Source organism: Vibrio sp. D404a (assembly GCF_030248535.1).
Classification (GTDB): Bacteria; Pseudomonadota; Gammaproteobacteria; order Enterobacterales; family Vibrionaceae; genus Vibrio.
In genome coordinates this window covers 1-23556 of record NZ_JAHGAJ010000047.1, presented here as the reverse complement: position 1 = coordinate 23556, position 23556 = coordinate 1, and the positions used below count along the sequence as shown (strand labels likewise).

Here is a 23556-nt window from a genome sequence, read left to right as displayed (position 1 = left end):
AGTTTGGATGAGGAATATAAGCTTATGAAATACTGAAAACTTAACGTCTGTTTATCTTTTCAGCGAATAAGCAATTACAGTCTGCCATGAACAGTACTCATCAAGCGATGTGGTTTGTAGTTGATGTAGTAACGCATCGCTACATAACCCACCACCAGCGTTGCCACGATAAGCTCTAGGTACGCAAGGCTGGACACCTGATTCACATACTCAAGGTCGATATTCACGTTCTGCATCCACGCCGCAAGTTTAAACAGCGCTGTTGCACCAATCACCATTGGGAAGGTAAACGCTGCGTAACCTGGGCTAAATGGTAAACGAAGCAGCTTAAAGAACGCTAAGTAGATGATGAAGGTCATCAATACCGCAATACCAAACAATATACCAATGATCACAGGTGAAGGTGCCGCTGTTACTGTTAGGTAGCCAGCCAAAGATAGGCTCGCTGGAGCCGCCATAATAGCAATGGTCGGTTTTGCTGCATCTGGAATTTCATGACGGAACATCAAACGATAGATCATCATAGGTAGCATCACAGCGTAAATCATCAAACCAAACACAAGTGTGGCATGCGCTACAGGTTCAAGTGTTGGGTTACCTGAGAAAGAGACATCCGCAACCACAATACCAATTGGCGGAACGAACCAACTTGGCACCATATGATGCACTTCGAACTCTTTAACGCGGTGATACAGGAAGCTCACCAGAAACACTACGTGTAGGCCAACAGAAAGCAACCAAACCAACTCTCTTAAGAACACTGAAATAGGATCCAGTGACGCAGACACAATCATACAGCCCATCGCGAATGTCGGAACAACACTGCCGACGACTGGGTGCGCTAGATCTTCACGTAATAAATGACCGTGAATCAGGAACTTGACTGCTAATACAGCCAATAGAACGCCAGCAATAGCCGCGCTAATCCACTGAACCAAGCCCGGAGTCTGCAATAGACCTTGAGATACCAATACGCCATCCCAACACCAGCCTAAGCTCGCAATCGCCAGTGCTAACCCTGCCATAGGAGTTGGAGCACCTGTTAATCTGTATTTTAGTCGTTGAATCATGTCAGCCTCTCTCGGTCTCATTCACGTATTTGTGAACTTATCAGCTTGTTGAGGCCATAATACGCTTGCACCTTGTTAAGTTATATCCAATTATATATAACAACTGTTCAATTACTCTGAACACCAAGTCACTCAATCACAGGCTGATAGAATTTCGATGGCTAATATATCAATAAAGCAACTCAAAGTATTTGTCACCATCACCCAACACTCGACAATGACGGCAGCCGCAGAGGCGCTATTCTTGTCGAAAGCGGCGGTGAGTATGGCACTTGGAGAGATGGAGAAGCAGCTCGGCCACTCACTCTTCGACCGTGTTAACAACCGCTTGATCATCAACCAAGAGGGGCAGAAGCTGTTACCACTTGCTGATGAGATACTGCATCGCGCAGCCAGTATTGATGCCCTATTCAGGGACGATCAACCTTTGAGTGGCCTACTCAAAGTGGGGGCCAGCGACACCATCGGCAATCAAGTCGCACCGTTTATTCTTTCGGGCTTTCGTGAACATACTCAACATCAAGAGCAGAGCTTGTTTATCAATAACAGTGCTCTAATTTGCCAGAAGCTGGTTGATTATGAGCTCGATATCGCTCTGATTGAAGGTAAGACTCTACATCCCGAACTGATCTCTAGCCAGTTCAGTAGTGATGAGATGTGTATTGTCGCCAATGCCAATCACCCGCTTGTCCAAGTCGATTCTGTGCCATTACGAGAGCTCGAACGCAGTCACTGGATCCTAAGAGAATCCGGATCAGGTACCCGTGAGTTTTTCCTTCGAACCGTCGCGCCACGTATCGAGCATTGGTATGAGTCATTTGAGCTCAACACCACCGAAGCGATCATCAACTCTGTCTCTGCTGGATTGGGGTTAGCCTGCCTTTCAAAATTGGCGGCTGAGCCTGCAATTAAGGATGGTCGTGTAAAGGTCATCAATGTACCTCTGGACATGAAGCGCCGCTTTTGGATGTTGGTACACAAAGACAAATATCAGAGCCCACTTCTCAAATCCTTTATGAGTTATTGCGAAGAGTGGGCGGCACATCAAGATTGACACTTCTATCAGGGTGGGCAACTGGACTTTTAGTCACTAAAACTGTATAAAAAGCCAGTAAAATTTATCAAACTTAGAGGATTAACCATGGCTGTTATCGTCAAGTACGTGGTGGAACGCAACGGAGAAGAGAAAATGACTTTTACCTCTAAAGCCGAAGCTGACGCATACGACAAAATGCTGGATATGGCTGATGAGCTTTTTGAACTACTGGGCAAAAGCGAATTAGTAGAAGACGAAGGCAAGCAAGAAGAGCTTGCGATGTACCTTGCGAAGAACAAAGAAGAAGTTCTTTACGCACTTGGTGCTAAGCGCAAACCAGCGCCTAAGAAAGCTAAAAAGCTTGAAGCGGTTGAAGACGCGGAAGAAGACGCAGCATAACTCGCTGATACCTCTCCTAAAAACGCCAATGACAACTCTGAATAGAGTATGCAGTTGGCGTTTTTTTATACCTATCGAAATATAATAAGCCGAGTTTATAGTTAAAATCGCTCTAAACATTCACTTGCACCAAAGTGTGATTTAGATCTAATCTATAACCCTCAGGTGATGGGGTTCCACCTAAGCATTGTTGCTTCAACCGCCCGTTCATTTCGAACCGTGCTAATGACTCCTACAGAATCGAAAACAGGTAACACTGTTGGACGTATCGTAATACCCACCATTTTGGCGAGCTCAACTCGCTCCTTTACTCTGGTGTCACGATACGCAAGATCTGTAGTGAAATTAGCCACACCTCTTTCCAACGTCCTGTTTTCTCAATGTCCTAGGTCTTAATTGACTCTATTAGTGAGAAAACGTTATGCAATATTCCTCTGAAATCCAAAACATGTGCCCGATTCAACGTGGCGATCTCCATGCGTCTGCACCCATTCCTGTCGAGGGTGCGATGGTCAGTCCAAAAGACGTGATTGCTATCTCTGGTTTAAGTCATGGCGTTGGTGCCTGCGCTCCGCAACAAGGTGCAGCCAAACTCACATTGAACGTCAAAAACGGCATCATTGAAGAAGCACTCATCGAAACGATTGGTTGTTCAGGTATGACTCAATCGGCTGCGATGGCAGCAGAAATCCTCTCTGGGAAAACCATTCTTGAAGCGTTAAATACAGACCTTGTGTGCGATGCGATTAACGTGGCAATGCGTGAAATATTCCTGCAGTTTGTTTACGGACGTACCCAGTCGGCGTTCTCTGAAGGTGGGCTAGAAATCGGAGCGCACTGGAAGATTTAGGTCAAACACAGCGCAGTCAAGTCGGCACCAGTTACTCGACAACCGCAAAAGGGGTTCGTTACATGGAGCTTGCTGAAGGCTACGTGACACAGCTAGCACTCGACGATCACAGCGAAGTCATTGGTTATCAATACCTGAACCTTGGAAAAATGATGAAGGCCATCAATCAAGGTACGCCTGCCGCTGAAGCCGCTGAACTTGCCACTGGCACTTATGGTCGCTTCGATGAAGCCGTAAAAACCATCAACCCACGTCAACACTAATAGCCAAAGAGGAATCAGACTATGAACACACTTAATAACCCATCTGTTACTCGCGTTTTGGCTGAAATGAACCTAGAGTCACTCGACCAAGCTTACCAATACTGTTTAGAGCGCAATGTAGATCCAAAAGCACTCGTGATGGACACCCAACCTATCGCTTTTGATAGTGCAACCGAAGCCTACACGTTAGGCACAGCATTGGCGCTGTATCGTCATGCAGAAAGCGCAGAACAAGCAGCGAACATTATCGGTGAAGCGCTACAAGCCTACACCAAAGCAGGCAGCGTGGCAGAGCAGCGTCAAGTGGGTATTGGCCATGGTGCGCTCGCAGCGCGTTTGCTTAATGAAGAGAGTGGCTGTTTCGCCTTTTTGGCTGGTCATGAGTCATTTGCTGCAGCAGAAGGGGCAATCAAAATCGCACTCAACGTCAATAAATCTCGCAGCAAACCACTCAAAGTGATTCTAAATGGTTTAGGCAAAGATGCCGCCTACCTTATCTCACGTATTAATGGTTTTACCTATGTTCGTACTCAGTTCGACTACCAAACCGGAGAGCTTGTTGAAACCGAGCGTCGTCGCTTCTCACAAGGTCCTCGCGGAGAGATCCTATGCTACGGTGCCGACGACGTACGTGAAGGGGTTGCTATCATGCACCGTGAACAAGTAGATGTCAGTATTACGGGTAACTCCACCAACCCAACGCGCTTCCAACACCCAGTTGCTGGTATCTACAAAGCAGAGCGTACTCGCCAAGGCTTACCTTATTTCTCAGTCGCTTCAGGCGGTGGCACAGGCCGAACTTTGCACCCTGACAACGTTGCTGCAGGCCCTGCCTCATATGGTATGACAGATACCATGGGCAGAATGCACGCTGACGCCCAATTTGCTGGTAGCTCTTCTGTACCTGCCCATGTGGCAATGATGGGCTTCATCGGTATGGGTAACAACCCCATGGTAGGAGCAACGGTGGCACTAGCCGTCGCGGTGAGCCAAGCCGCTTAGCCTCTACAACTAATATAAAAACACTAACAATAACGCGAAACAGATAGCCAGTAATTATACTGGCTATTTTTTGTTCTCAACTTGGTCTACTATCTATTCTCAGATGAGTAACACAGGTTAACTCCATCTTTATTAAGGGAATAATATGAAAGAGCTGATCATTCACACCATCACGGTCTTTATGGGTTTCTTCGCCATCATGAACCCGATAGCCAACACGCCAATCTTCTTGGGGCTTACTGGAGACAACGACAGAGAGACCGTCAAATCCATCGCTTTTCGCTCGGTGTTTATCGCCTTCATCATCGTCAGCACTTTCGCGATTTCTGGCAAGCTGATCTTTGATCTGTTCGGTATCACGCTGTACGCGCTCAGAATAACAGGTGGCATATTGGTGTTCTTGATCGGATTTCACATGCTGCAGGGCGATTCCACCCATAGCAAAGCTAAAGAGAAGGTTCACTCTGACGCCCAACAAGATGCAGCGCTGAGTATCGCAGTCTCCCCCCTGGCTATGCCTATCCTTGCCGGGCCAGGTACGATAGCAACCGCAATGAACTTCGCCAGCACCGAAGGCATCTATGAAACCATCATAACCATCGTTGCCTTCGGCCTACTCTGTACACTCACCTATATTCTGTTTGTGTTTGGCGAACGCTTTGTTAAAGCCGTTGGCCCGAGTGCACTTAATGTAATTACCCGAATGATGGGGCTGATCCTAGCGGTCATCGGTATGCAAATGCTGATTGAAGGCATCGAACAAGCCTATAAAGCGCTGTTTATCTAATCGCGATTAGCCCATCTACTGCCGGTAAATTACTCGATATTGGTCTTTATCTCATTGCAGAAAACTATCGCTAAAAAGACAAGCAATATCATTTTACAGACTTTCTCCCCACGCGCCCTTTCATAACGAGGGCGCTCTCTTTATGATGAACGCAATTAAATTAACTTTTGCTATTCGTGCTGCTCACTACGCGAACAACACTAAATAGATAGCAAAACCAAGACTCAACACATGGAGATTCAACATGGCTTACTTTTCACTAGCCTTTGGTACGGCAACCAAAAACCGCGACAATAAAATCATTGAAGCGTTCTTCCCTAACCCACTTCTAAACCCAAGCGATGCTCTTGTAGCAGCTGTGGCTGAAGTTGCAGGTTATACTGAAGGCAACCAAGCTACCGAAATCTCTGCTGCACAAAGCGCAGAACTGGCGAAAGCATTCGCAGCAAACGACGATGCAGCAAACGCATCTTTCGCAGAGAAAGCAGCAGTATCTGAGCAACCACTTGTTCTTGTTGTTCTTGCAACTGACGAGAAACCAGCCTCTGTTGCTGAAGGCTTCCTAAAGCTACAACTTATCTCTAACCGCCTAGTTCAGCCACACGGCACAGTACTAGACGGTATCTTCGGTCTTCTGCACAACATCGCATGGACAAGCGAAGGTCCTATCGATCTTCCAGAGCTAGCTGACCGTCAAATCGAAGCTCGTCTAGCAGGTCGTGCTCTGTCTGTAGATTGCGTAGACAAATTCCCGAAAATGGTTGATTACGTAGTACCAGCAGGTGTTCGTATTGCTGACACGTCTCGCGTTCGTCTAGGTGCACACGTAGGTGAAGGCACAACTGTAATGCACGAAGGCTTCATCAACTTCAACGCGGGTACTACTGGCGTGAGCATGGTTGAAGGCCGTATCTCTGCTGGTGTTGTTGTCGGTAACGGTTCTGACATCGGCGGCGGCGCTTCTATCATGGGTACACTGTCTGGCGGCGGTACAGTTGTCGTTTCTATCGGTGAGAACTCACTGCTAGGTGCAAACGCGGGTCTTGGTTTCCCTCTAGGTGACCGTTGTACTGTTGAATCTGGCCTGTACGTAACAGCGGGTTCTAAAGTACGCATGCTTGATTCTTCTGGTCAAGAAGTTGAAGTCGTTAAAGCTCGTGACCTAGCTGGCGTTTCTGACCTTCTATTCCGTCGCAACTCAGTGACTGGTCAAATTGAATGTCTTGCTAACAAATCAGCGGTTGAACTAAACAGCGAGCTGCACAGCAACAACTAATCTAGATGCTAGAAAATACGAAGCCGCTGGGGTTAAATCCAGCGGCTTTTTTTTGTCTTGATCAAGTTGAAAGCATTACACTTTCTCAGCCGCTAGCTGCTCTAGCGCTTGAATTGAGGTTTCAGAGACCAGTGCGCCATCGAGGTAGTAGCTGACGTTATCGCCATCGCGCACGCCCATCAATACCGCTTTTTCACCATCGTTGTAGGTAATGTCCATACGAATGGTATTTTCATCAATTTGCTGCATTTCTCCAGACTGGATTTGACGTTGATAAGTGATCGGAGCAACCGGCGCCTCTTTGAGAGAGTCATCCAAGCTATCATTCACATCAATCATGGTATCGACTTTACTATCGAAGATATGCGGAGCACCCGTGAGTGGGTTTTTACCCGTCCAAAACTCCAATGAGTTAAAGACGATGTAATCCGCTGCGGTTGTCAGCGCGTAAACAGGCGCTAGTAAAAAGTTGACCCCAGCACGTGCATAACGGTTATCAACGACCTCGACGTTAAACTTCATCAGTTTCCCAGTGACGGCATTACTACCGACACAACCAGCCAAAGACATCACAACAGCTGCCACTGCAACTGCTTTAGTAATTGTTGTTTTCATAGTTCCCTCTTGTGCCATAGCGATTGGTTCAGGCTCGTTACCTCTTGCGACGAACTACAGATATGCCTCAGAGCGAGATACTGGCCTAACAAATTGATTCCACAACCTTTAGCCTAGTGCATTTTTTTAGAACAGCAAACTGCAAAGAGAGAGAACTGACACCTTGATAGAAATTTTAGACAAAAAAAAGCGCAGGCCTTTCGACCTGCGCTTTGAACTTTTCCCGATGAACTTGGCTAGCGTGCAATACCAACCAAGATGCGTATTAAACTAAGTCAGATTAACCTAGGTTCTTACGTGCGTTTTGGAACATGCGCATCCAAGCACCGTTTTCACCCCAACCTTCTGGAGCCCAAGAGTTTGCCACCGTGCGGAATACACGCTCTGGGTGAGGCATCATGATAGTCACGCGGCCATCAGTCGTTGTTAGACCTGTGATAGCGTTTGGCGAACCGTTTGGGTTGTTCGGGTATTGTTGTGTTGGGTTACCGTGGTTGTCCACGTAACGTAGAGCAACAGTACCAGAGTTTTCAATCGCGTTTAGGTGGTCGTTATCACGAACTTCTACGCGGCCTTCACCGTGAGACACAGCGATTGGCATACGAGAACCTTCCATGCCGTTGAAGAATACAGAATCAGACTTCTGAACTTCAACTAGGCTGAAACGCGCTTCAAAACGCTCAGATTCGTTGCGAACGAAGCGTGGCCAGTATTCCGCACCCGGGATTAGGTCACGCAGGTTAGACAGCATTTGACAACCGTTACACACACCTAGAGAGAAAGTATCTTCACGTTTCAAAAAGCCTTCGAACTGGTTACGTGCATCTTCGTTGAACAGGATAGATTTCGCCCAACCCTCACCAGCGCCCAGTACGTCACCGTAAGAGAAGCCACCACAAGCCACAAGGCCGTTGTACTCTTCTAGAACCGCTTGACCCGTTAGGATGTCGCTCATGTGAATATCAGTCGCTTCAAAGCCAGCACGGTCAAAGGCAGCTGCCATCTCAACGTGAGAGTTAACACCCTGCTCACGTAGGATTGCCATCTTAGGCTTAGCACCCTTGTTTATCATAGAACCAGCGATAAATGGTGCAGCAACGTCTTCGTTCACATCGAAGCTTAGCTTAACGTTTAGACCTGGGTCTGAGTTATCTTTCTTCGCTTCGTGCTCTTGGTCAGCACATGCTGGGTTATCACGTAGACCTTGCATCTTGTGCGTCGTCTCAGCCCAGATAGTACGCAGCTCAGTACGGTTACGCTCTAGAACAACGGTGTCGCCAGAAGTAATCACTAGCTCATCAGACGCTTCTACTGAACCAATCACGTGTGAACACGCTTCTAGGCCGTTTGCAGCAAGAGTAGAAAGAACAGAATCTAGATCATCGTTCTTAACCTGAAGTACTGCACCTAGCTCTTCGTTAAATAGTGCCGCTAGTGCATCGTCACCTAGGTGAGCAATGTCAGCTTTAACACCACAGTGACCTGCGAATGCCATCTCAGCTAGCGTTACGAATAGACCGCCATCGCCTTTATCGTGGTAAGCCACAACTTGGTCGTTCGCAACAAGCGCTTGAACGCCTTCGTAGAAACCTTTTAGCTGCGCTGCATTGTCTACGTCTGCTGGCTTATCACCAAGCTGCTTGTAAACCTGTGCTAGTGCTGTTGCGCCTAGGCGGTTTTGACCATTACCTAGGTCGATTAGAACTAGGCTAGTGTTACCTTTATCTGTGCGAAGCTGAGGTGTGATTGTCTTACGAACATCTTCTACACGAGCAAACGCTGTGATGATTAGAGATAGTGGCGAAGTTACTTCTTTCTGCTCGCCGTTCTCTTCCCACTTGGTCTTCATAGACATTGAGTCTTTACCCACAGGGATAGTTAGACCAAGCGCTGGACATAGCTCTTCACCAACTGCTTTCACCGCTTCGTAAAGACCTGCATCTTCACCTGGGTGACCCGCTGGAGACATCCAGTTAGCCGACAGTTTAATGTGTTTGATATCGCCGATGTTAGTCGCAGCGATGTTAGTGATTGCTTCACCAACCGCTAGACGAGCAGATGCGCCGAAGTCTAGTAGAGCCACTGGCGTGCGCTCCCCCATCGACATCGCTTCACCGTGGTAAGTGTCGTAGCTTGCTGCTGTTACCGCGCAGTTTGCTACTGGAACCTGCCATGGGCCAACCATTTGGTCACGCGCCACTAGGCCAGTTACCGAGCGGTCGCCGATAGTGATAAGGAATGTTTTCTCTGCAACTGTTGGAAGACGTAGAACACGCTCAGCCGCTTCATTTAGCTCGATGCCGTCACGGTTAACCGCAGGGTTGTTCGCTTTTAGCGTCTTCGCATCACGGTGCATCTTAGGTGTTTTACCTAGTAGGATGTCCATTGGCATATCGATTGGCGTGTTGTCGAAGTGTGAATCTTCTAGTTTCAGTTCACGCTCTTCTGTTGCCACACCGACTACAGCGTATGGTGCGCGCTCACGCTTACAGATTGCATCGAATGCTTCCATATTCTCTGGCGCAACTGCCATTACGTAACGCTCTTGAGATTCATTACACCAGATCTCAAGTGGGCTCATGCCCGGCTCATCGTTTGGTACGTCACGTAGCTGGAAAATACCGCCACGTTCGCCATCGTCTACCAGCTCTGGAAGTGCGTTAGAGATACCGCCCGCGCCCACATCGTGGATAAATGCGATTGGGTTGTCGTCACCCAACTGCCAACAACGGTCGATTACTTCCTGACAACGACGTTCCATCTCTGGGTTTTCACGCTGTACTGAAGCGAAATCTAGGTCTTCTGCTGATTGACCAGACGCCATAGAAGATGCCGCGCCGCCACCAAGGCCGATGTTCATCGCAGGACCACCAAGAACGATTAGGCTTGCACCAACTGGGATCTCTTTCTTCTGAACGTGCTCGTCACGGATGTTACCCATACCACCAGCAATCATGATTGGCTTGTGGTAACCACGAACTTCTTCACCTGCGTGAGAGTTCACTTTCTCTTCGTAAGTACGGAAGTAACCAAGAAGGTTGGGACGACCAAATTCGTTGTTGAACGCCGCGCCACCTAGTGGGCCTTCTAGCATAATGTCTAGAGCGTTAACGATACGACCCGGCTTACCGAAATCTGTTTCCCATGGCTGTTCAAAACCAGGGATACGTAGGTTAGATGTAGTGAAACCAACAAGGCCTGCTTTTGGCTTACCACCAATACCTGTTGCGCCTTCATCACGGATTTCACCACCAGAACCAGTTGATGCGCCTGGCCAAGGAGAGATAGCTGTTGGGTGGTTGTGCGTTTCCACCTTCATTAGGATGTGCGCTTTCTCTTGGTTGTAACCGTATTGGCGAGTTTCTGGGTTCGGGAAGAAACGACCTACATCAGAACCCACCATTACTGCTGCGTTATCCTTGTAAGCAGACAGCACGTTTTCTGGTGTGGTTTCGAATGTGTTCTTGATCATCTTGAACAGAGACTTCTCTTGCTTAACGCCGTCGATAGTCCAGTCTGCATTGAAGATCTTGTGACGACAGTGCTCTGAGTTCGCTTGTGCAAACATCATTAGTTCAATGTCAGTTGGGTTACGATCTAGCTTGTTTACAAAGCTGTCGTATAAGTATTCAATTTCGTCATCTGCAAGAGCAAGACCTAGGGTAACGTTTGCGTTTTCAAGCGCAGCACGACCGCCATTTAATAGGTCAACGTCTGCAACAGGTGCAGGCTCAGCCACTTGGAATAGTGCTTGTGCTGACTCAAAGTCAGTGAAGATAACTTCCATCATGCGATCGTGAAGAATCGCTTTTAGCTCAACCAGTTGTAGCTCAGAAAGATCTGCTGATGTCTCGATGTAGAAAGCCGTACCGCGCTCTAGGCGTACCACTTTATCAAGGCCACAGTTGTGCGCGATGTCAGTAGATTTAGAAGACCAAGGCGAGATAGTGCCCGGGCGTGGAGTCGCAAGCAGCAATAAACCTTCAGGCTCATGCTCTTCAATCGTTGGACCGTAAGTCAGTAGCTTTTCTAGCTTCTCAACTTCAGACGCGTCTAGGTCTGCTGTCAATTCAGCAAAGTGAGCAAACTCAGCGTAAATACCTGTTACAGGTAAGCTTAATTCACGACAAAGCTCTAAAAGCTTGTTAACACGAAACTCAGATAGAGCTGGGGAGCCACGCAAAATTCTCATGTGCTTAGGTCTCTTATGCAGTTGATTAAGGTGATATTGGAATAAATTCAGTGGGTTAGACTGTTTTACTTCGAACTTATGCCGATTGCACCTCTTCAATGCGAGCGCATTATAAAGCATTTCTTTTTGTGACGTAACACCAAAAGCAACCGTTTGCGTTATTTTTTTCATGTTTCTTGGCAATTGTTAGTTTTGCTGCAATTTTCGCCACTTTTACTTCTGTTTACCCAAAGTCACTTTGCCGTGAGTAAACGGTTTGATATAAAGGGAAGTCACTTTTTTGAGATTTCATTTTGATGCATACACTTACGCGCATTTTTTCATTCAAATTTCTCCTCATCGCGATCGCCATTACGGGCTTAGCGGGCTGTCAAATTGAGTCGGAACCGAAAAGCGACTTGGAACAGATCCGAGAACGCGGCGTATTAAGAGTCGGCACGCTCAACAACCAACTCTCTTACTATATTGGCCCCGATGGTCCTGCTGGTCTTGATTATGAATTGGCGCGAGAGTTTGCTGAAGAATTAGGCGTGCAGTTAGAAATGAAGCCTGCTTATCGTCTGTCTGGGCTTTTCCCTGCGCTTCAAAAGGGCGAAATCGACCTTATCGCTACAGGCCTAACCCAGAACAATGAGCACACACGCGGCTACCGTGCTGCACCAGCTTACTACTACGTGAGCCAACAAGTGGTCTATAAGAAAGGCCAATGGCGTCCGCGCAATCTTGAACAGCTGATTGATTTTGAGAATAAACGCCAAGCTGAGTTCGTTAAGCAGCAAGAAAAAGCACAAAATGAAGAAGAAAGCACAGAGCTCGCGACCACAGACGATAGGCTAGTCCCAGCTCTTGTGGTGATTGAAGAATCTCACTTTGAACCTACTCTAAATCAGCTGCAACAATCCAACCCAGACTTTATCTATGAGTCGGTTGGGAATGCCGACATCAACGACCTTCTAAAACAAGTATCCAAGGGCGAGTTGCGTTTTACTGTGGCTGATTCAATCGAGCTCTCACTAGCACAACGCCTCTATCCCGATCTTGCGTTGGCGTTTGAGCTCACAGAAGACCAACCGATCTCTTGGTATTTGAAGAAATCCGAAGATGAAAGCCTATATGCGCTGCTGATTGAGTTCTTCGGTAACCTGAAACAGTCTGGTGAGCTGGCTACCTTAGAAGAGAAATACATCGGTCACATCGGCAGCTTCGATTATGTAGATACTCGCGCCTTTATTCGCGCCCTCGATAGTAAGCTTCCAAAATGGTCGCCACTGTTCCAAGAGTACTCGCAAGAGTTTGATTGGCGTTTGATTGCCGCATTGGCGTACCAAGAATCTCACTGGAACCCAGTCGCGAAATCACCAACAGGCGTACGAGGAATGATGATGTTGACACTGCCAACCGCAAAAAGTGTTGGAGTGACCAATCGTTTGGATCCAAAACAGTCAGTACAAGGTGGTGTTGAATACCTACGCCGCATCGTCAATCGTATCCCAGATTCGATCACGCAGCATGAGAAGATCTGGTTTGCACTTGCATCGTATAACGTCGGCTATGGCCATATGATGGACGCACGCCGTCTGACTAAAGCGCAAGGTGGTGATCCTGACTCATGGAGTGATGTGAAAGATAGATTACCTCTGCTAAGACAGAAGAAGTATTACAGCCAGACGCGTTACGGTTATGCTCGTGGTGACGAAGCCAAAAACTATGTAGAGAACATTCGCCGTTATTACCAGAGTATTATCGGCCATGTGAACAAGCGTATTGAAGAAGAGCAAGAAGCAACAATGGAAGACTTAGTGGTTATTCCGCCTCTCGCTATTTCCGGTGCAGACTCGAGTATTAGCGGTGCGGTATCGGCAGCTGAAGCAAGTACTTCAGAGTAAAACGAGCAGTAAATTTCGATTCCCTGCTAATCAAAAGGTAGTTAAATGCGAAAGCCACACGTCTGTGTGGCTTTTTGTTTATTTACGGACTAGCTCAGCTTCTCAAGAACTTTCTCACACAAACTCTTCAATGCCAGTAATTCATCCAACTCCAGAGTCAGTTTGCACTTCATCTGCTCTGGAATCGATTTCGCTTTCGCCCTTAACTCGGCACCACTTTCAGTCAGCTTAAGCACGCGAACACGTTCATCTTGCTCACAACGCCCTCTTACAACAAAGCCCTTTGTCTCTAACCGCTTGAGCAGTGGTGTTAAGGTTCCAGAATCTAAGTGCAGCCGCGAGCCAATGTCTTTGACACTCGCACCATCCTGCTCCCATAACACCATCATCACCAGGTATTGTGAGTAGGTGAGGTCTAACGTATCCAACAAAGGACGATACGCTCGAATAACGGCGTTTGCTGCGCTGTATAAAGGAAAACACACCTGATTGTCTAATAACAACGGATCATCATGACTCATATCTGTCTCTACTTAGTTTCCACTCGTGCAAACCTAAATAATAAATTGCGCACAATATAGTTGCATTCATGATTTAATTCGACATAAAATTGCAAGCAATTGAATTGCACACAACTCAAAATAACAAGGGAAACGATATGACTACACTCTACACAACAAAAGCAACCGCACTGGCTGGTCGTAACGGGCAGGTAAAAACAAACGATGGCCTACTAGAATTAGAACTGGCGTATCCAAAAGAGATGGGCGGAACAGGGCTTGCCACTAACCCGGAACAACTCTTTGCTGCAGGTTACTCAGCTTGTTTCTCTAACGCGATTTTGCACGTTGCTCGTGAAGGCAAAGTTGCGCTAACTAATGCTCCTGTAACGGCAGAGGTCGGTATTGGACCAAACCAATCTGGTGGTTTCGCCTTAACGGTGAGCCTTGCAGTTGAGCTAGACCTTCCACAAGAACAAGCATTAGAGCTGACTCGTGTTGCTCATCAGATCTGCCCTTACTCAAATGCAGTGCGTGGCAACATCGATGTTGCTGTGACAGTAAACAAAGAAGCTATCTGAGCATCGCCTCTATGAAAAACACCGGCTAATTGGCCGGTGTTTGTGGATTTAATAAGCGTCAACAGAGCCATCTATAGTTCAATAGGTTACTGAGTAGCTGAATCGTAAAGACAATCTGTTACAACCATCACTCAACTCACCTTTGTTACTTGAAAAGCCCTAGCGATTGCCATAAATATGAAGAATGATTAGCGTCAGTTGTCATAAAAATGAAACGCTACTGACCTATAAGATGTGTGCAGTGAAAAGACACGTCAAAATAAGCCCCTGAGTAAGCTGTTTAAGGGGAAAACAATAACTTTAGCTGGTAACAAAGCTAACATTGAGAATAGGAAGCCGCTAATAGATGAAACGTAAGTTACGCTCACAGCGCCTTTATAAAACCGTGGCGGCCAATCGCCGTAAACGCATGCTAGCAAACAACAAAAAGAAAGTTATTTGGAGAAATCGAGCCTTCGTACAAATGCTCTAGGTTTAGCGTTCAGCAAACATCTAACCGATCCAGTCATAACTGATTCACTGCATGCCTGTCCATCACTCCGCATCACATTAGATGTTTGCTTAAAACAACCTTGAGTCGCTAGAATCCACTGCTTCGCTTCAACTCACCTTCAACAATCGACAATCCAATATTCACGCTTAATTGCTGTCGTCTTGAGCTTGTTCACGCTTCTCTTGCTGTCTTTTCTCTTTGATCTCTTTACGACGTCTTTTAAAGAACGCCTGTAGTTGCGCTCGACATTCATCTTCTAGCAGCCCATGTTCAACATCGGCATAGTGATAAGACGCTTGGCTATCAAAGAGGTTGAGAACGGTTCCTGCTGCGCCCGCTTTCAGATCTGGCGCACCAAACACAATGCGCTTCACGCGACTATGTAACAGAGCTCCCGCACACATTGGGCATGGCTCTAACGTTACGTATAGGGTTGTGTCTAATAGGCGATAATTTTCTAATGTTTGGCCTGCCTTACGCAGAGTTTCAATTTCTGCATGTGCAGTCGCATCATGGCTGCCAATAGATCGGTTCCATCCCTCTGAAATGATTTCACCACCTTTGACTAAAACCGCCCCTACCGGGACTTCACCCTCTTGCTCTGCCTGATGAGCTAATTCCATAGCTCGACGCATAAAGGCTTCATCTTGCGATGTAAATTGATGGTCAGACAAACGAAACTCCAGAAAACAAAAAAGGCATGCGCTGAGCATACCTTTATTTGATCATCATCGAAAATAGAAATGTACTATTCGCCCACTTCTTGCTCTAACGGTAAGGCCTTCACTTTCGTGATTCGGTTGTTCTCTACGACGACAATTTCAAATGACCATTGTTGGCACTGCACCACTTCACCGACTTCAGGTAAGCGGCCCATGAGCCAAGTAATCATGCCGTTGAGTGTTTGAAAGCCCTCTTCCTCACCTTCTAGTTCAGAAAGGTCTAAGCGATTCTTAAGCTCGCTGATCGGAATCAGACCATCCACCAGCATGCCCTGCGCTGTTTGCTCCGTCCAAAGGTCATTCGGGTTACTTGAAAGCTCTCCTGCAATCGCTTCAAGCACATCGTAGTGGGTCACCAAGCCTTGAACATCACCATACTCATCGACAATAAACGCCATTTGCGTACCCGACTCTTTGAAGTAGCTCAGTAAGCGTAAGCCTTTCATCGACTCAGGGAGATAAATAGGCGGTTTGGATAATCCCATAATCACCTGCAGACTCAGCTGATGGCTGTTATTCAACAGAGCTTTTGCTGACACTGTGCCTAGCACCTTACTCATGCCTTCTTGGCAGACTGGAAAGACGCTGTGCTTGGAGCTTTTGATCTTTTTCAGCAGCACCTCAATTGGCTGTTCGATATCGAGAAAATCGACGTCGCGACGAGGTGTCATCAGTGAACTCACCAGTCGATCATCCAACTGCAGGATATTGCGGATCATCTCTTGCTCGCCACGCTCTATAACGCCCGTATCTGAGCCCTCTTTAACCAAGGCATAGATATCATCCTCAGTGACGCTATCTTCGCTGCCATTGCGTCCCATAAGCTTCAATATACCCTCTGTTGAGGTAGACAGAGCAAACACAAATGGCGTAGTGAGCTTAGAGAGCCAATGAATAGGCAGTGCAACCAATACCGCGATGGTTTCCGCTTGTGACTGTGCAAAGCGCTTGGGTACGAGTTCGCCAATGACAATCGCAAAGTAAGTGATACCAACAACCACAACCGCAGTCGAGAGTATGTTTGCCTGAGTTGCGTCCAGCCCCCACAACTCTAATTGCACAGCAAGTGGGGCTGATAGTGTGGCTTCACCGACAATACCGCTAAGCAAGCCAATAACCGTGATACCAATTTGGATTGTAGAAAGGAACCGCGTTGGGTTTTCTTTTAGGTCTAGAGCGACCTGTGCAGAACGATGCTTTTCAGCTAAACGCTTTAAGCGACTATTTTTTGCTGCTACCAATGCAATCTCTGACATGGCAAACAGACCATTTAAAACAATTAACCCTACCAGAAGCAGAATTTTCATGATGAATGGGATTTCCTAATTTGTACCGGCCACCAAATAGCCGTGATCTGGAGTATAAGCTGAGTACCTTGCTTTTTGATATAAAAAAGATTGAAAAATAGAGCGAAAAAAGCCCGCACTTTTCAGTGCGGGCTTAGGAATCAATAAAGCTTAATATCGCTTAGTTCAATCTTACATTGTGTAAGTGTATGGTGCTTGAATACCCAGTGGGATACCTAGTGCCCAGTAACCTAGTAGGAAGATTGACCAGCCGATCAGCATTGCGATAGAGAACGGCATCATTAGAGAAGCCAGTGTACCGATACCTGTCGACTTAACGTAGCGTTGACAGTAAACAACAACCAGTGGGAAGAACACCATTAGTGGAGAGATGATGTTAGATACTGAATCACCCACACGGTAAGCAGCTTGAGATAGCTCTGGAGAGATACCAACCGCCATTAGCATTGGAACTAGGATTGGACCAATCAGAGCCCATTTAGCTGATGCAGAACCAACTAGAAGGTTAACTGCTGCAGTTAGAAGGATCATACCAACAACTGTCGCTTCACCCGGTAAGTCCATCGCTTTCAGGCCTTCAGCACCGTAAAGCGCTAGCATTGTACCGATGTTTGATTGACCAAATGCAGATAGGAACTGTGCACAGAAGAACGACATTACAATGTATGCGCCCATCGTTGCCATTGTGTCAGACATCGCTTTGATAACATCGTTGCTGTTCTTGAACGTACCCGCAACGCGGCCGTAAACGATACCTGGGATGATGAACAGGATGAAGATCAATGGAACGATTGACTTCATTACTGGTGCAGAGAACGCCGTCAGCTCACCTTCAGGAGAACGAAGTGCAGAGTTTTCTGGGATAAGAGCCGCAACCAATAGTGCGATACCAGCAACCATTGCCCAACCCGCGTATTTGAATGCTTTAGATTCAATCGCAGTGAAGGTACCTAGATCCGGTGCTTCTTCAGCATCTTCATCAACAGGTGTGTTCGCAAGACGAGGTTCGATGATCTTCTCAGTTACGTACCAACCAATACCAACAATGATGATTGAAGATAGACCAGTAAAGAAAATGTTCGCTAGTGGGTTGATCACGTAGTCTGGGTCAAGAACGTTTGCCGCAGTTTGTGTGAAGCCAGCTAGCAGTGGGTCGATACCAGAAGGGATGAAGTTTGCAGAGAAACCACCCGATACACCAGCAAACGCCGCTGCGATACCCGCTAGAGGGTGACGACCCGCTGCGTGGAAAATGATACCACCTAGTGGAATAACCAGTACGTAACCTGCGTCAGCTGCTGTGTGAGAAACGATAGCAACTAGGATTAGCATTGGTGTTAGAAGTTTAGCTGGTGTGAAGTTCAGCATCTTCTTTAGGCCCGTAGTGATGAAGCCTGAAGAGTCAGCAACACCAACACCTAGCATAGCTACCAATACGATACCTAGCGGTGCAAAGCCTGTGAATGTCGTTACCATGTTTGCTAGGAAACTCGCTAGAGCCTCACCAGTAAGTAGGTTGTTGACTTCTAGAGCATCACCCGTACGAGGGTTAATTAGATCGAATGAAACATTCGACAAAAGAGCAGATGATACCCATACGATAACTAGTGCCCAGAAAAACAGGATCGCAGGATCTGGGATCTTGTTACCGGCGCGTTCAATGAAGTTTAGAAAGCGATCCATACCACTGATTTTTTCAGGAGCAGGTGCTTTATTTACTGCTTGGTTACTCATGGTAACTCCATATGTGATGTTGTTTTATTTAGGCCTAATATAGTTGTTGACCAGGGCCTATTGGTACAGCACATATTCTATTAAAACCACCCCAAAAAAGCACAAGATTCCACCTAAAATTCCATAAATGGAGACATATTTTGCAAAAATACCATATAGCAGCAACAAGATAAAAACACAAAAAACACCATTCCATATACAGTTTTTTAACTAGCACGTAAACAATGTCCGAGGAGTGAAAATTATCAATATTGAGGCGATAGGGAAAAGAGTTCGGTTAAACGTTTGCGTAGTGAATCAATCAAATTCACTGTATTTAGAGAGCATAGTTTTGAGCGTTATGCGTTGCGTCTGACTCATTCGATCTTGCCATGCAACGGTGACAATAATGTTACGCAAAGCACCCGACAAAGCACCATCGGCGTTTTCGACAGAGCAGCTGAGTGAGTATTCAGAGCCTGATAAACCAGATAACGGATTAGAGCTATCGGTGTTGAGACAGTGATCCGACTGATGAAGTTCCGAGAAACGAATCAGTCCCACAGCCCCACTAACATTGTTCGCCCGAGTACGGTAATACTCCAATTGCCTTTCAGCAAAATGCAGTGCTTCCACACTCTGAATTGCATAATCCGCTTTCTGCTCAGTATAGGTCTGCAACTTGACCATACCCAACGCCGCCACGCCCACCAACAGAAAAGAGATAAGCACTTCAAGTAAGCTAAAGCCGCTTTGGTTAGAAGTCATTCCAAGAGCCCTTTTTCCATTGATAAATTGAGGGTGGATCAATTGGGTTAGCATTTGAACGATAGTAGAGATCCATATCACCCACGATAGTCGATATCCCGCCCTTTACGTCAAAGATAAGTCCACCAGCGGGTAGCCCTGAGGCAAATTGGATCCCTACTGTTTTTTTCTCCACCGTGGGATCATTCAGTGGTTTAACAAACGGTGTAAACGCACTGGGTGTCGAAGAAGTGGTTATCGACTCCCAAAAGTCATCAATACGCGATTTGGTTGTGCTATCGGCGTAATCGACAAGGTGATAGATCACGCCGTTGTATGTCATCGCACCATTCAACGCAAAAGCGCCGTCGTGAATCACCAGAAGCTGAGCAGCATTAAGATTGGCTGCAACTGACGCATTGATATGACAGTTGCCTTCAATCCAAAGCCCCTTTGTTTGCCCGGCAGTGAAATGATTCATGATTTCACTGCCACAGTCGGTTGGGTTGAGTAGTTGAATTTGCCTAAACTTGTCCGAATCTTGCGAGAGTTCGAGAATGTTCTGCTCTGTTTTTGGTATGCCAAAGAACGAGTAGAATGGGTCAAGATTCGGGTCTGGATTGAAGTCTTTCTTGAACGGCGCTGGATTGGTTTTTTGATAGTAATCAGGCGCATAGATCGAATAAGTTGTACCCGTTGCGCCTTTGGCGATTTCAGTTTTGTAGTCGGGGTGACAAACACCGTCAAAGCCAGAGAATGGGCCATCAACACTTGGGTCTTTTACCTCTAAGCCTAATACCTGCCCTGAATCACCATGGGTCGAGTCATATTGATAGGTAAAAAGGTCGCCAAAAGAGATGCTGATGCACTCATGCTCATTGCCATTGATTGGCGTCTCTTTGGCTGTTGGTTGGAGGGTTAGAGTACCAATCACCTCGATAGGACCCGTGGATTGAATCGCCCCTGCTCCGAGTAAAGAGCTATCCCGCAAAGTTTTAGTCACTCGATAACGATCAAGAGCCGCTTCGACAACATGACTACCACTTACTGTACCATTGCGCGTAGTGATCTTTGGCTGCTGATCGTAGGGACTACACCAATCGATAAACTCCGAAGGTTGAGACGATGGCCCAACAATGTCTGAGACTTGTTTACCCGTTTCGCGTAGATAACTAAACGTACACTCCAATCCCCCTTCTGCTTGCCAGTGGTCCTTGCGCGCTTGGACCTCATTTTGTGCCCGCTTGATTTGATAATAGGTAGTTTTGAAACTGCCAAGAGAGACGATCAGCACACCAACTAGCAAAATACTGACTAACAGAAGCGTTATCGCTCCTCGTTGCTGATTGCTCGTCATTGCCAGTTCCTTTGTACAACGGATGTCATCACTTGCTGGCTCTGATCCGCATTCACTAACGACGCCTCAAGTGTCATGTCGACCCTTTGAGAGCTCGTATGACTGCTGGATAGGTCTTCGACAGAAACAGAAAACGCATCTACCTGAATTTGTCGCTCGAAGAACAAGCTTTGACACGTCATCGTCACGTCTCCGCTTATATTACTGAATGGTTTTTCATTGATAGCCAAAAGCTCAGTTGATTCTCCTAGGCAATAGTTGAGCTTGTTGTCTTTGAACTGATAAACAATGTTTCGGTAAGCAGACGAGGCACTATTTTGCAGATACACAAAGCCAAGATAAGCCTCATCAGCACTGACTTGCTGGGTATAAATTGTATTTGATGCCCCAGACAACTTTAGCGATTGGCCAGCATCGGCGTTATATCCAGCACGCCAAATCTCTTCTTTCATCATTTGAGTCGTGGAGAACAAGTTTTGTGAAAGGAGCAGCTCTAGGCTTTTCTCTGAGCTAAGTCGCTGGTTAGTGATGAACACACTACCAATCGTCCCGATTACAATCGCACCGATTGCAGAGGCCACCATCATCTCAACCAAGGTGCTACCTTGAGTAGACTTAATTACAGATCTCATAACCATAGTGACCAATGCTATTGCGCCCATCGCTGTTTGGATCGCTGCTACAAACCCGAATGCGCCCTGTTGTGTTTGATGCTTTAACCGAGAGTTCTTCAGACGGTGCACTCACCGAAGCCATAGTGACGTTGCCGTTGATAAAACGCCCCCTTACTCCGTCAATCGAGATTGAATTCTGATTTAAAAAGCTGAACGACACTTTGATATCTCGATAGGCTGAGCCATCAAGGTGCATCACCACATTATCTGGAACATACGAAGCGGTAGTACTCACAACCAAATCCCATTCACCCTCTGAATCCTCAATCGCACCTAAAACATTCGAAACCAAAAATAGCAGGTGCAATTCTTGATTACGGGCAATCGCTTCCGAGCGCGCAGTCACCAAGAAGCCATGAACCTCAGGGGCGAGCCTTTGAAGTTTGGAAGACGCCAACAGAGAGCTAAAACTCGGGGCAGCCGCAGCCAACAGTACTAAAAGTACCACGACAGTAATCAGCAGCTCTAGAAGCGTAAACCCGCGAGTCATTTCCCAAATTCCTATGTAACGTATTGCGTAACCGTATTTAATCTTGCACCGATGCTATCACCAGAGAAAAATAGCCTGACAAGTGAAAAGGAAGTCCTCGTGATGATTCGAGAAAATATATGCAACAGCAACAACATACGCACAAAAGGAATGACATTGATCGAGTTATTGATTGTGGTTGCCATCATCGGGATCTTGGGGGCGATTGCCTATCCAAGCTACACCAATCACGTACTGACTGGGCATCGCACCAGTGCACTCGCCGATATCGCGCGCATTCAACTAGAGTTAGAAGCCACCTACGACAGCGGCTATGACTGGAGTGGGATTGTTTCTGGGAGTGATTGCTTAATCTGTGATACCGACGCAAGTCGCTTTGTGTTCAGTGTCGCCAGTTCAGCCTCAGCCGCTTATACGATTACAGCGACGCCCCAGTCGAGTGTAGGGCAAGATAAAGATGACTGTTTTGATGGACAAACACCAAAAGTACTGACATTAAACAGCGCTAATGTCGAATATCCAGAAGCGTGCTGGATGTAGTGTGGTGAGGATTTCAGTTGAAGATAAACAGAGAGAAACTTACAAAGAATCATAATTGAGAGACAAAAAAGCCTGCTACATGAGCAGGCTTTCTATTTTCGTCATTAAGTTAAGTATCCATAACTTAAGACATCAATCACCTAATTACTTAGTTAGGTCATCGAAGAAGTTTTTAACGCCGCTGAAGAAACCTTCAGACTTTGGCTTGTGCTTGCTAGCCGCCTCGCCGCCACATGTCTCTTCAAACTCACGCAGTAGTTCTTTCTGACGAGAGCTTAGCTTAACTGGCGTCTCAACCACTAGCTTAACGATTAGGTCACCCACACCGCCGCCACGAACGCCTTTCACGCCCTTGCCACGCATACGGAACATACGGCCCGTTTGTGTCTCTTCTGGCACTTTCAGGTTTACACGACCGTCTAGTGTAGGAACTTCAACTTCACCACCTAGAGCCGCCATAGAGAAGCTTACAGGCACTTCACAGTAAAGGTTGTTGCCGTCACGTTCGAAGATGTTGTGCTCTTTTACGTGAACTTGTACGTATAGATCGCCTGCTGGAGCGCCTTGCTCTCCCGCTTCGCCTTCGCCAGATAGACGGATACGGTCGCCCGTGTCCACGCCTGCTGGGATCTTAACGTTAAGTGTCTTAGTCTTCTGCTTGCGACCTTGACCATGACAAGAGTTACATGGGTCTTTAATGATCTTGCCTTTACCGTTACACGTTGGACACGTTTGTTGAACAGCAAAGAAGCCTTGACGCATTTGAACTTGGCCGTGACCATGACATGTGCCACAGGTTTGAGCTGAAGAGCCTTTCTTCGCGCCGCTACCATCACAAACGTCACACTCAACCAGTGTTGGAACTTCAATCTCTTTTGATACACCACGAACTGCTTCTTCTAGAGTCAGTTCCATGTTGTAACGTAGGTCTGAGCCACGTTGTGCACGCGCTTGACCACCGCCACGACGACCGCCACCAAAGATGTCGCCAAACACGTCACCGAAGATGTCACCGAAATCACCATGACCGCCGCCGAAGCCGCCGCCACCGCCCAT

Annotated in this window: 21 protein-coding genes, 1 pseudogene and 1 riboswitch; of the genes and pseudogenes, 10 read left to right on the top strand and 12 right to left on the bottom strand. The window is 46.9% G+C overall.

The genetic code is table 11. The features are described from left to right. Positions 1 to 74 precede the first annotated feature (74 nt). On the bottom strand, positions 75 to 1025 hold the full coding sequence (locus tag KI655_RS23080) for a TDT family transporter (RefSeq protein WP_285409027.1): 951 nt from the start codon (positions 1023 to 1025) through the stop codon (positions 75 to 77). A gap of 202 nt (positions 1026 to 1227) precedes the next feature. On the opposite strand from KI655_RS23080, the gene KI655_RS23075 reads away from it, so the two are divergent. From KI655_RS23075 to dapD, 6 genes and pseudogenes are all read left to right on the top strand, one after another. Continuing rightward, complete coding sequence (locus KI655_RS23075; RefSeq protein ID WP_285409011.1) at positions 1228 to 2124, top strand: LysR family transcriptional regulator; 897 nt, start codon at positions 1228 to 1230, stop codon at positions 2122 to 2124. Positions 2125 to 2211: 87 nt separating this feature from the next. Continuing rightward, the gene (locus KI655_RS23070) at positions 2212 to 2505 is read left to right on the top strand and encodes a YebG family protein (RefSeq protein WP_032551401.1); all 294 of its coding nucleotides are present in this window, start codon (positions 2212 to 2214) and stop codon (positions 2503 to 2505) included. A 155-nt stretch (positions 2506 to 2660) separates the two neighbouring features. Further along, positions 2661 to 2747, top strand: a riboswitch (Fluoride riboswitch). 179 nt (positions 2748 to 2926) lie between these two features. Continuing rightward, positions 2927 to 3618, top strand: a pseudogene (locus KI655_RS23065) (iron-sulfur cluster assembly scaffold protein). A 21-nt stretch (positions 3619 to 3639) separates the two neighbouring features. Then, on the top strand, positions 3640 to 4620 hold the full coding sequence (locus KI655_RS23060) for a GGGtGRT protein (protein WP_285409010.1): 981 nt from the start codon (positions 3640 to 3642) through the stop codon (positions 4618 to 4620). Between the two features lie 145 nt (positions 4621 to 4765). Continuing rightward, complete coding sequence (locus KI655_RS23055) at positions 4766 to 5407, top strand: MarC family protein (RefSeq protein WP_032551398.1); 642 nt, start codon at positions 4766 to 4768, stop codon at positions 5405 to 5407. Positions 5408 to 5651: 244 nt separating this feature from the next. Continuing rightward, positions 5652 to 6683 carry a 2,3,4,5-tetrahydropyridine-2,6-dicarboxylate N-succinyltransferase gene (dapD, locus tag KI655_RS23050; RefSeq protein ID WP_285409009.1) on the top strand — a complete coding sequence of 344 codons (1032 nt, stop codon included), beginning with the start codon at positions 5652 to 5654 and terminating at the stop codon, positions 6681 to 6683. 75 nt (positions 6684 to 6758) lie between these two features. Here dapD and KI655_RS23045 read toward each other — a convergent pair whose 3' ends face one another. Then, positions 6759 to 7298 (bottom strand): DUF3332 domain-containing protein, encoded by a 540-nt coding sequence (locus KI655_RS23045; RefSeq protein ID WP_285409008.1) that lies wholly within the window; start codon positions 7296 to 7298, stop codon positions 6759 to 6761. 280 nt (positions 7299 to 7578) lie between these two features. Next, entirely contained in the window at positions 7579 to 11490 is a 3912-nt protein-coding gene (gene purL / locus KI655_RS23040) for a phosphoribosylformylglycinamidine synthase (protein WP_285409026.1), read from the bottom strand. A gap of 296 nt (positions 11491 to 11786) precedes the next feature. On the opposite strand from purL, the gene mltF reads away from it, so the two are divergent. Next, positions 11787 to 13376 (top strand): membrane-bound lytic murein transglycosylase MltF, encoded by a 1590-nt coding sequence (gene mltF, locus KI655_RS23035; RefSeq protein WP_285409006.1) that lies wholly within the window; start codon positions 11787 to 11789, stop codon positions 13374 to 13376. 89 nt (positions 13377 to 13465) lie between these two features. Here mltF and KI655_RS23030 read toward each other — a convergent pair whose 3' ends face one another. Next, a complete protein-coding gene (locus KI655_RS23030; protein WP_285409005.1) occupies positions 13466 to 13897 on the bottom strand; it encodes a MarR family winged helix-turn-helix transcriptional regulator in 432 nt (143 codons plus the stop codon). A 137-nt stretch (positions 13898 to 14034) separates the two neighbouring features. Here KI655_RS23030 and KI655_RS23025 point away from each other — a divergent pair, with 137 nt between their 5' ends. Further along, positions 14035 to 14457, top strand: a complete 423-nt coding sequence (locus tag KI655_RS23025; protein WP_285409003.1) for an organic hydroperoxide resistance protein — start codon at positions 14035 to 14037, stop codon at positions 14455 to 14457. 346 nt (positions 14458 to 14803) lie between these two features. Further along, positions 14804 to 14929 carry a hypothetical protein gene (locus tag KI655_RS23020; RefSeq protein WP_285409002.1) on the top strand — a complete coding sequence of 42 codons (126 nt, stop codon included), beginning with the start codon at positions 14804 to 14806 and terminating at the stop codon, positions 14927 to 14929. Between the two features lie 167 nt (positions 14930 to 15096). Here the strand turns inward: KI655_RS23020 and tadA are convergent, their stop codons facing one another. The 7 genes from tadA to KI655_RS22985 all read right to left on the bottom strand — a co-directional run bounded on the left by tadA (position 15097) and on the right by KI655_RS22985 (position 21960). Further along, positions 15097 to 15624 carry a tRNA adenosine(34) deaminase TadA gene (gene tadA / locus KI655_RS23015; protein WP_285409000.1) on the bottom strand — a complete coding sequence of 176 codons (528 nt, stop codon included), beginning with the start codon at positions 15622 to 15624 and terminating at the stop codon, positions 15097 to 15099. A gap of 74 nt (positions 15625 to 15698) precedes the next feature. Continuing rightward, positions 15699 to 16979, bottom strand: a complete 1281-nt coding sequence (locus tag KI655_RS23010; RefSeq protein WP_285408999.1) for a hemolysin family protein — start codon at positions 16977 to 16979, stop codon at positions 15699 to 15701. Between the two features lie 171 nt (positions 16980 to 17150). Continuing rightward, a complete protein-coding gene (locus KI655_RS23005) occupies positions 17151 to 18713 on the bottom strand; it encodes an AbgT family transporter (RefSeq protein WP_150871211.1) in 1563 nt (520 codons plus the stop codon). 297 nt (positions 18714 to 19010) lie between these two features. After that, on the bottom strand, positions 19011 to 19460 hold the full coding sequence (locus KI655_RS23000; RefSeq protein ID WP_285408997.1) for a prepilin-type N-terminal cleavage/methylation domain-containing protein: 450 nt from the start codon (positions 19458 to 19460) through the stop codon (positions 19011 to 19013). After that, positions 19450 to 20796, bottom strand: coding sequence for a hypothetical protein (locus tag KI655_RS22995; protein ID WP_285408996.1), 1347 nt, complete (start codon positions 20794 to 20796; stop codon positions 19450 to 19452). The genes KI655_RS23000 and KI655_RS22995 overlap by 11 nt, the downstream gene beginning before the upstream one ends. Continuing rightward, positions 20793 to 21428: a PilW family protein gene (locus KI655_RS22990; protein WP_285408995.1), complete on the bottom strand. Its 636-nt coding sequence runs from the start codon at positions 21426 to 21428 to the stop codon at positions 20793 to 20795. The genes KI655_RS22995 and KI655_RS22990 overlap by 4 nt, the downstream gene beginning before the upstream one ends. Continuing rightward, on the bottom strand, positions 21412 to 21960 hold the full coding sequence (locus tag KI655_RS22985) for a GspH/FimT family pseudopilin (protein WP_285408994.1): 549 nt from the start codon (positions 21958 to 21960) through the stop codon (positions 21412 to 21414). Before KI655_RS22985 ends, KI655_RS22990 begins: the two co-directional genes overlap by 17 nt. A gap of 102 nt (positions 21961 to 22062) precedes the next feature. Here KI655_RS22985 and KI655_RS22980 point away from each other — a divergent pair, with 102 nt between their 5' ends. Then, positions 22063 to 22500 carry a type IV pilin protein gene (locus tag KI655_RS22980; protein WP_285409025.1) on the top strand — a complete coding sequence of 146 codons (438 nt, stop codon included), beginning with the start codon at positions 22063 to 22065 and terminating at the stop codon, positions 22498 to 22500. A 144-nt stretch (positions 22501 to 22644) separates the two neighbouring features. On the opposite strand, the gene KI655_RS22975 is transcribed toward KI655_RS22980, so the two are convergent. After that, the coding region (locus tag KI655_RS22975) for a molecular chaperone DnaJ (RefSeq protein WP_285408992.1) at positions 22645 to 23556 on the bottom strand (912 nt) is incomplete at its 5' end.

Bases quoted from the DNA above. Each gene is read 5' to 3' on its own strand.
- KI655_RS23020 (WP_285409002.1), top strand. From the start codon at position 14,804: ATGAAACGTAAGTTACGCTCACAGCGCCTTTATAAAACCGTGGCGGCC.
- dapD (WP_285409009.1), top strand. From the start codon at position 5,652: ATGGCTTACTTTTCACTAGCCTTTGGTACGGCAACCAAAAACCGCGAC.
- KI655_RS23005 (WP_150871211.1), bottom strand. From the start codon at position 18,713: ATGAGTAACCAAGCAGTAAATAAAGCACCTGCTCCTGAAAAAATCAGT.
- KI655_RS23030 (WP_285409005.1), bottom strand. From the start codon at position 13,897: ATGAGTCATGATGATCCGTTGTTATTAGACAATCAGGTGTGTTTTCCT.
- KI655_RS22985 (WP_285408994.1), bottom strand. From the start codon at position 21,960: ATGACTCGCGGGTTTACGCTTCTAGAGCTGCTGATTACTGTCGTGGTA.
- mltF (WP_285409006.1), top strand. From the start codon at position 11,787: ATGCATACACTTACGCGCATTTTTTCATTCAAATTTCTCCTCATCGCG.
- purL (WP_285409026.1), bottom strand. From the start codon at position 11,490: ATGAGAATTTTGCGTGGCTCCCCAGCTCTATCTGAGTTTCGTGTTAAC.
- KI655_RS23075 (WP_285409011.1), top strand. From the start codon at position 1,228: ATGGCTAATATATCAATAAAGCAACTCAAAGTATTTGTCACCATCACC.
- KI655_RS23060 (WP_285409010.1), top strand. From the start codon at position 3,640: ATGAACACACTTAATAACCCATCTGTTACTCGCGTTTTGGCTGAAATG.
- KI655_RS23055 (WP_032551398.1), top strand. From the start codon at position 4,766: ATGAAAGAGCTGATCATTCACACCATCACGGTCTTTATGGGTTTCTTC.
- KI655_RS23000 (WP_285408997.1), bottom strand. From the start codon at position 19,460: ATGACTTCTAACCAAAGCGGCTTTAGCTTACTTGAAGTGCTTATCTCT.
- KI655_RS23080 (WP_285409027.1), bottom strand. From the start codon at position 1,025: ATGGCAGGGTTAGCACTGGCGATTGCGAGCTTAGGCTGGTGTTGGGAT.
- KI655_RS23070 (WP_032551401.1), top strand. From the start codon at position 2,212: ATGGCTGTTATCGTCAAGTACGTGGTGGAACGCAACGGAGAAGAGAAA.
- KI655_RS22980 (WP_285409025.1), top strand. From the start codon at position 22,063: ATGATTCGAGAAAATATATGCAACAGCAACAACATACGCACAAAAGGA.
- KI655_RS22995 (WP_285408996.1), bottom strand. From the start codon at position 20,796: ATGACGAGCAATCAGCAACGAGGAGCGATAACGCTTCTGTTAGTCAGT.
- KI655_RS23025 (WP_285409003.1), top strand. From the start codon at position 14,035: ATGACTACACTCTACACAACAAAAGCAACCGCACTGGCTGGTCGTAAC.
- KI655_RS23045 (WP_285409008.1), bottom strand. From the start codon at position 7,298: ATGAAAACAACAATTACTAAAGCAGTTGCAGTGGCAGCTGTTGTGATG.
- KI655_RS23010 (WP_285408999.1), bottom strand. From the start codon at position 16,979: ATGAAAATTCTGCTTCTGGTAGGGTTAATTGTTTTAAATGGTCTGTTT.
- KI655_RS22990 (WP_285408995.1), bottom strand. From the start codon at position 21,428: ATGAGATCTGTAATTAAGTCTACTCAAGGTAGCACCTTGGTTGAGATG.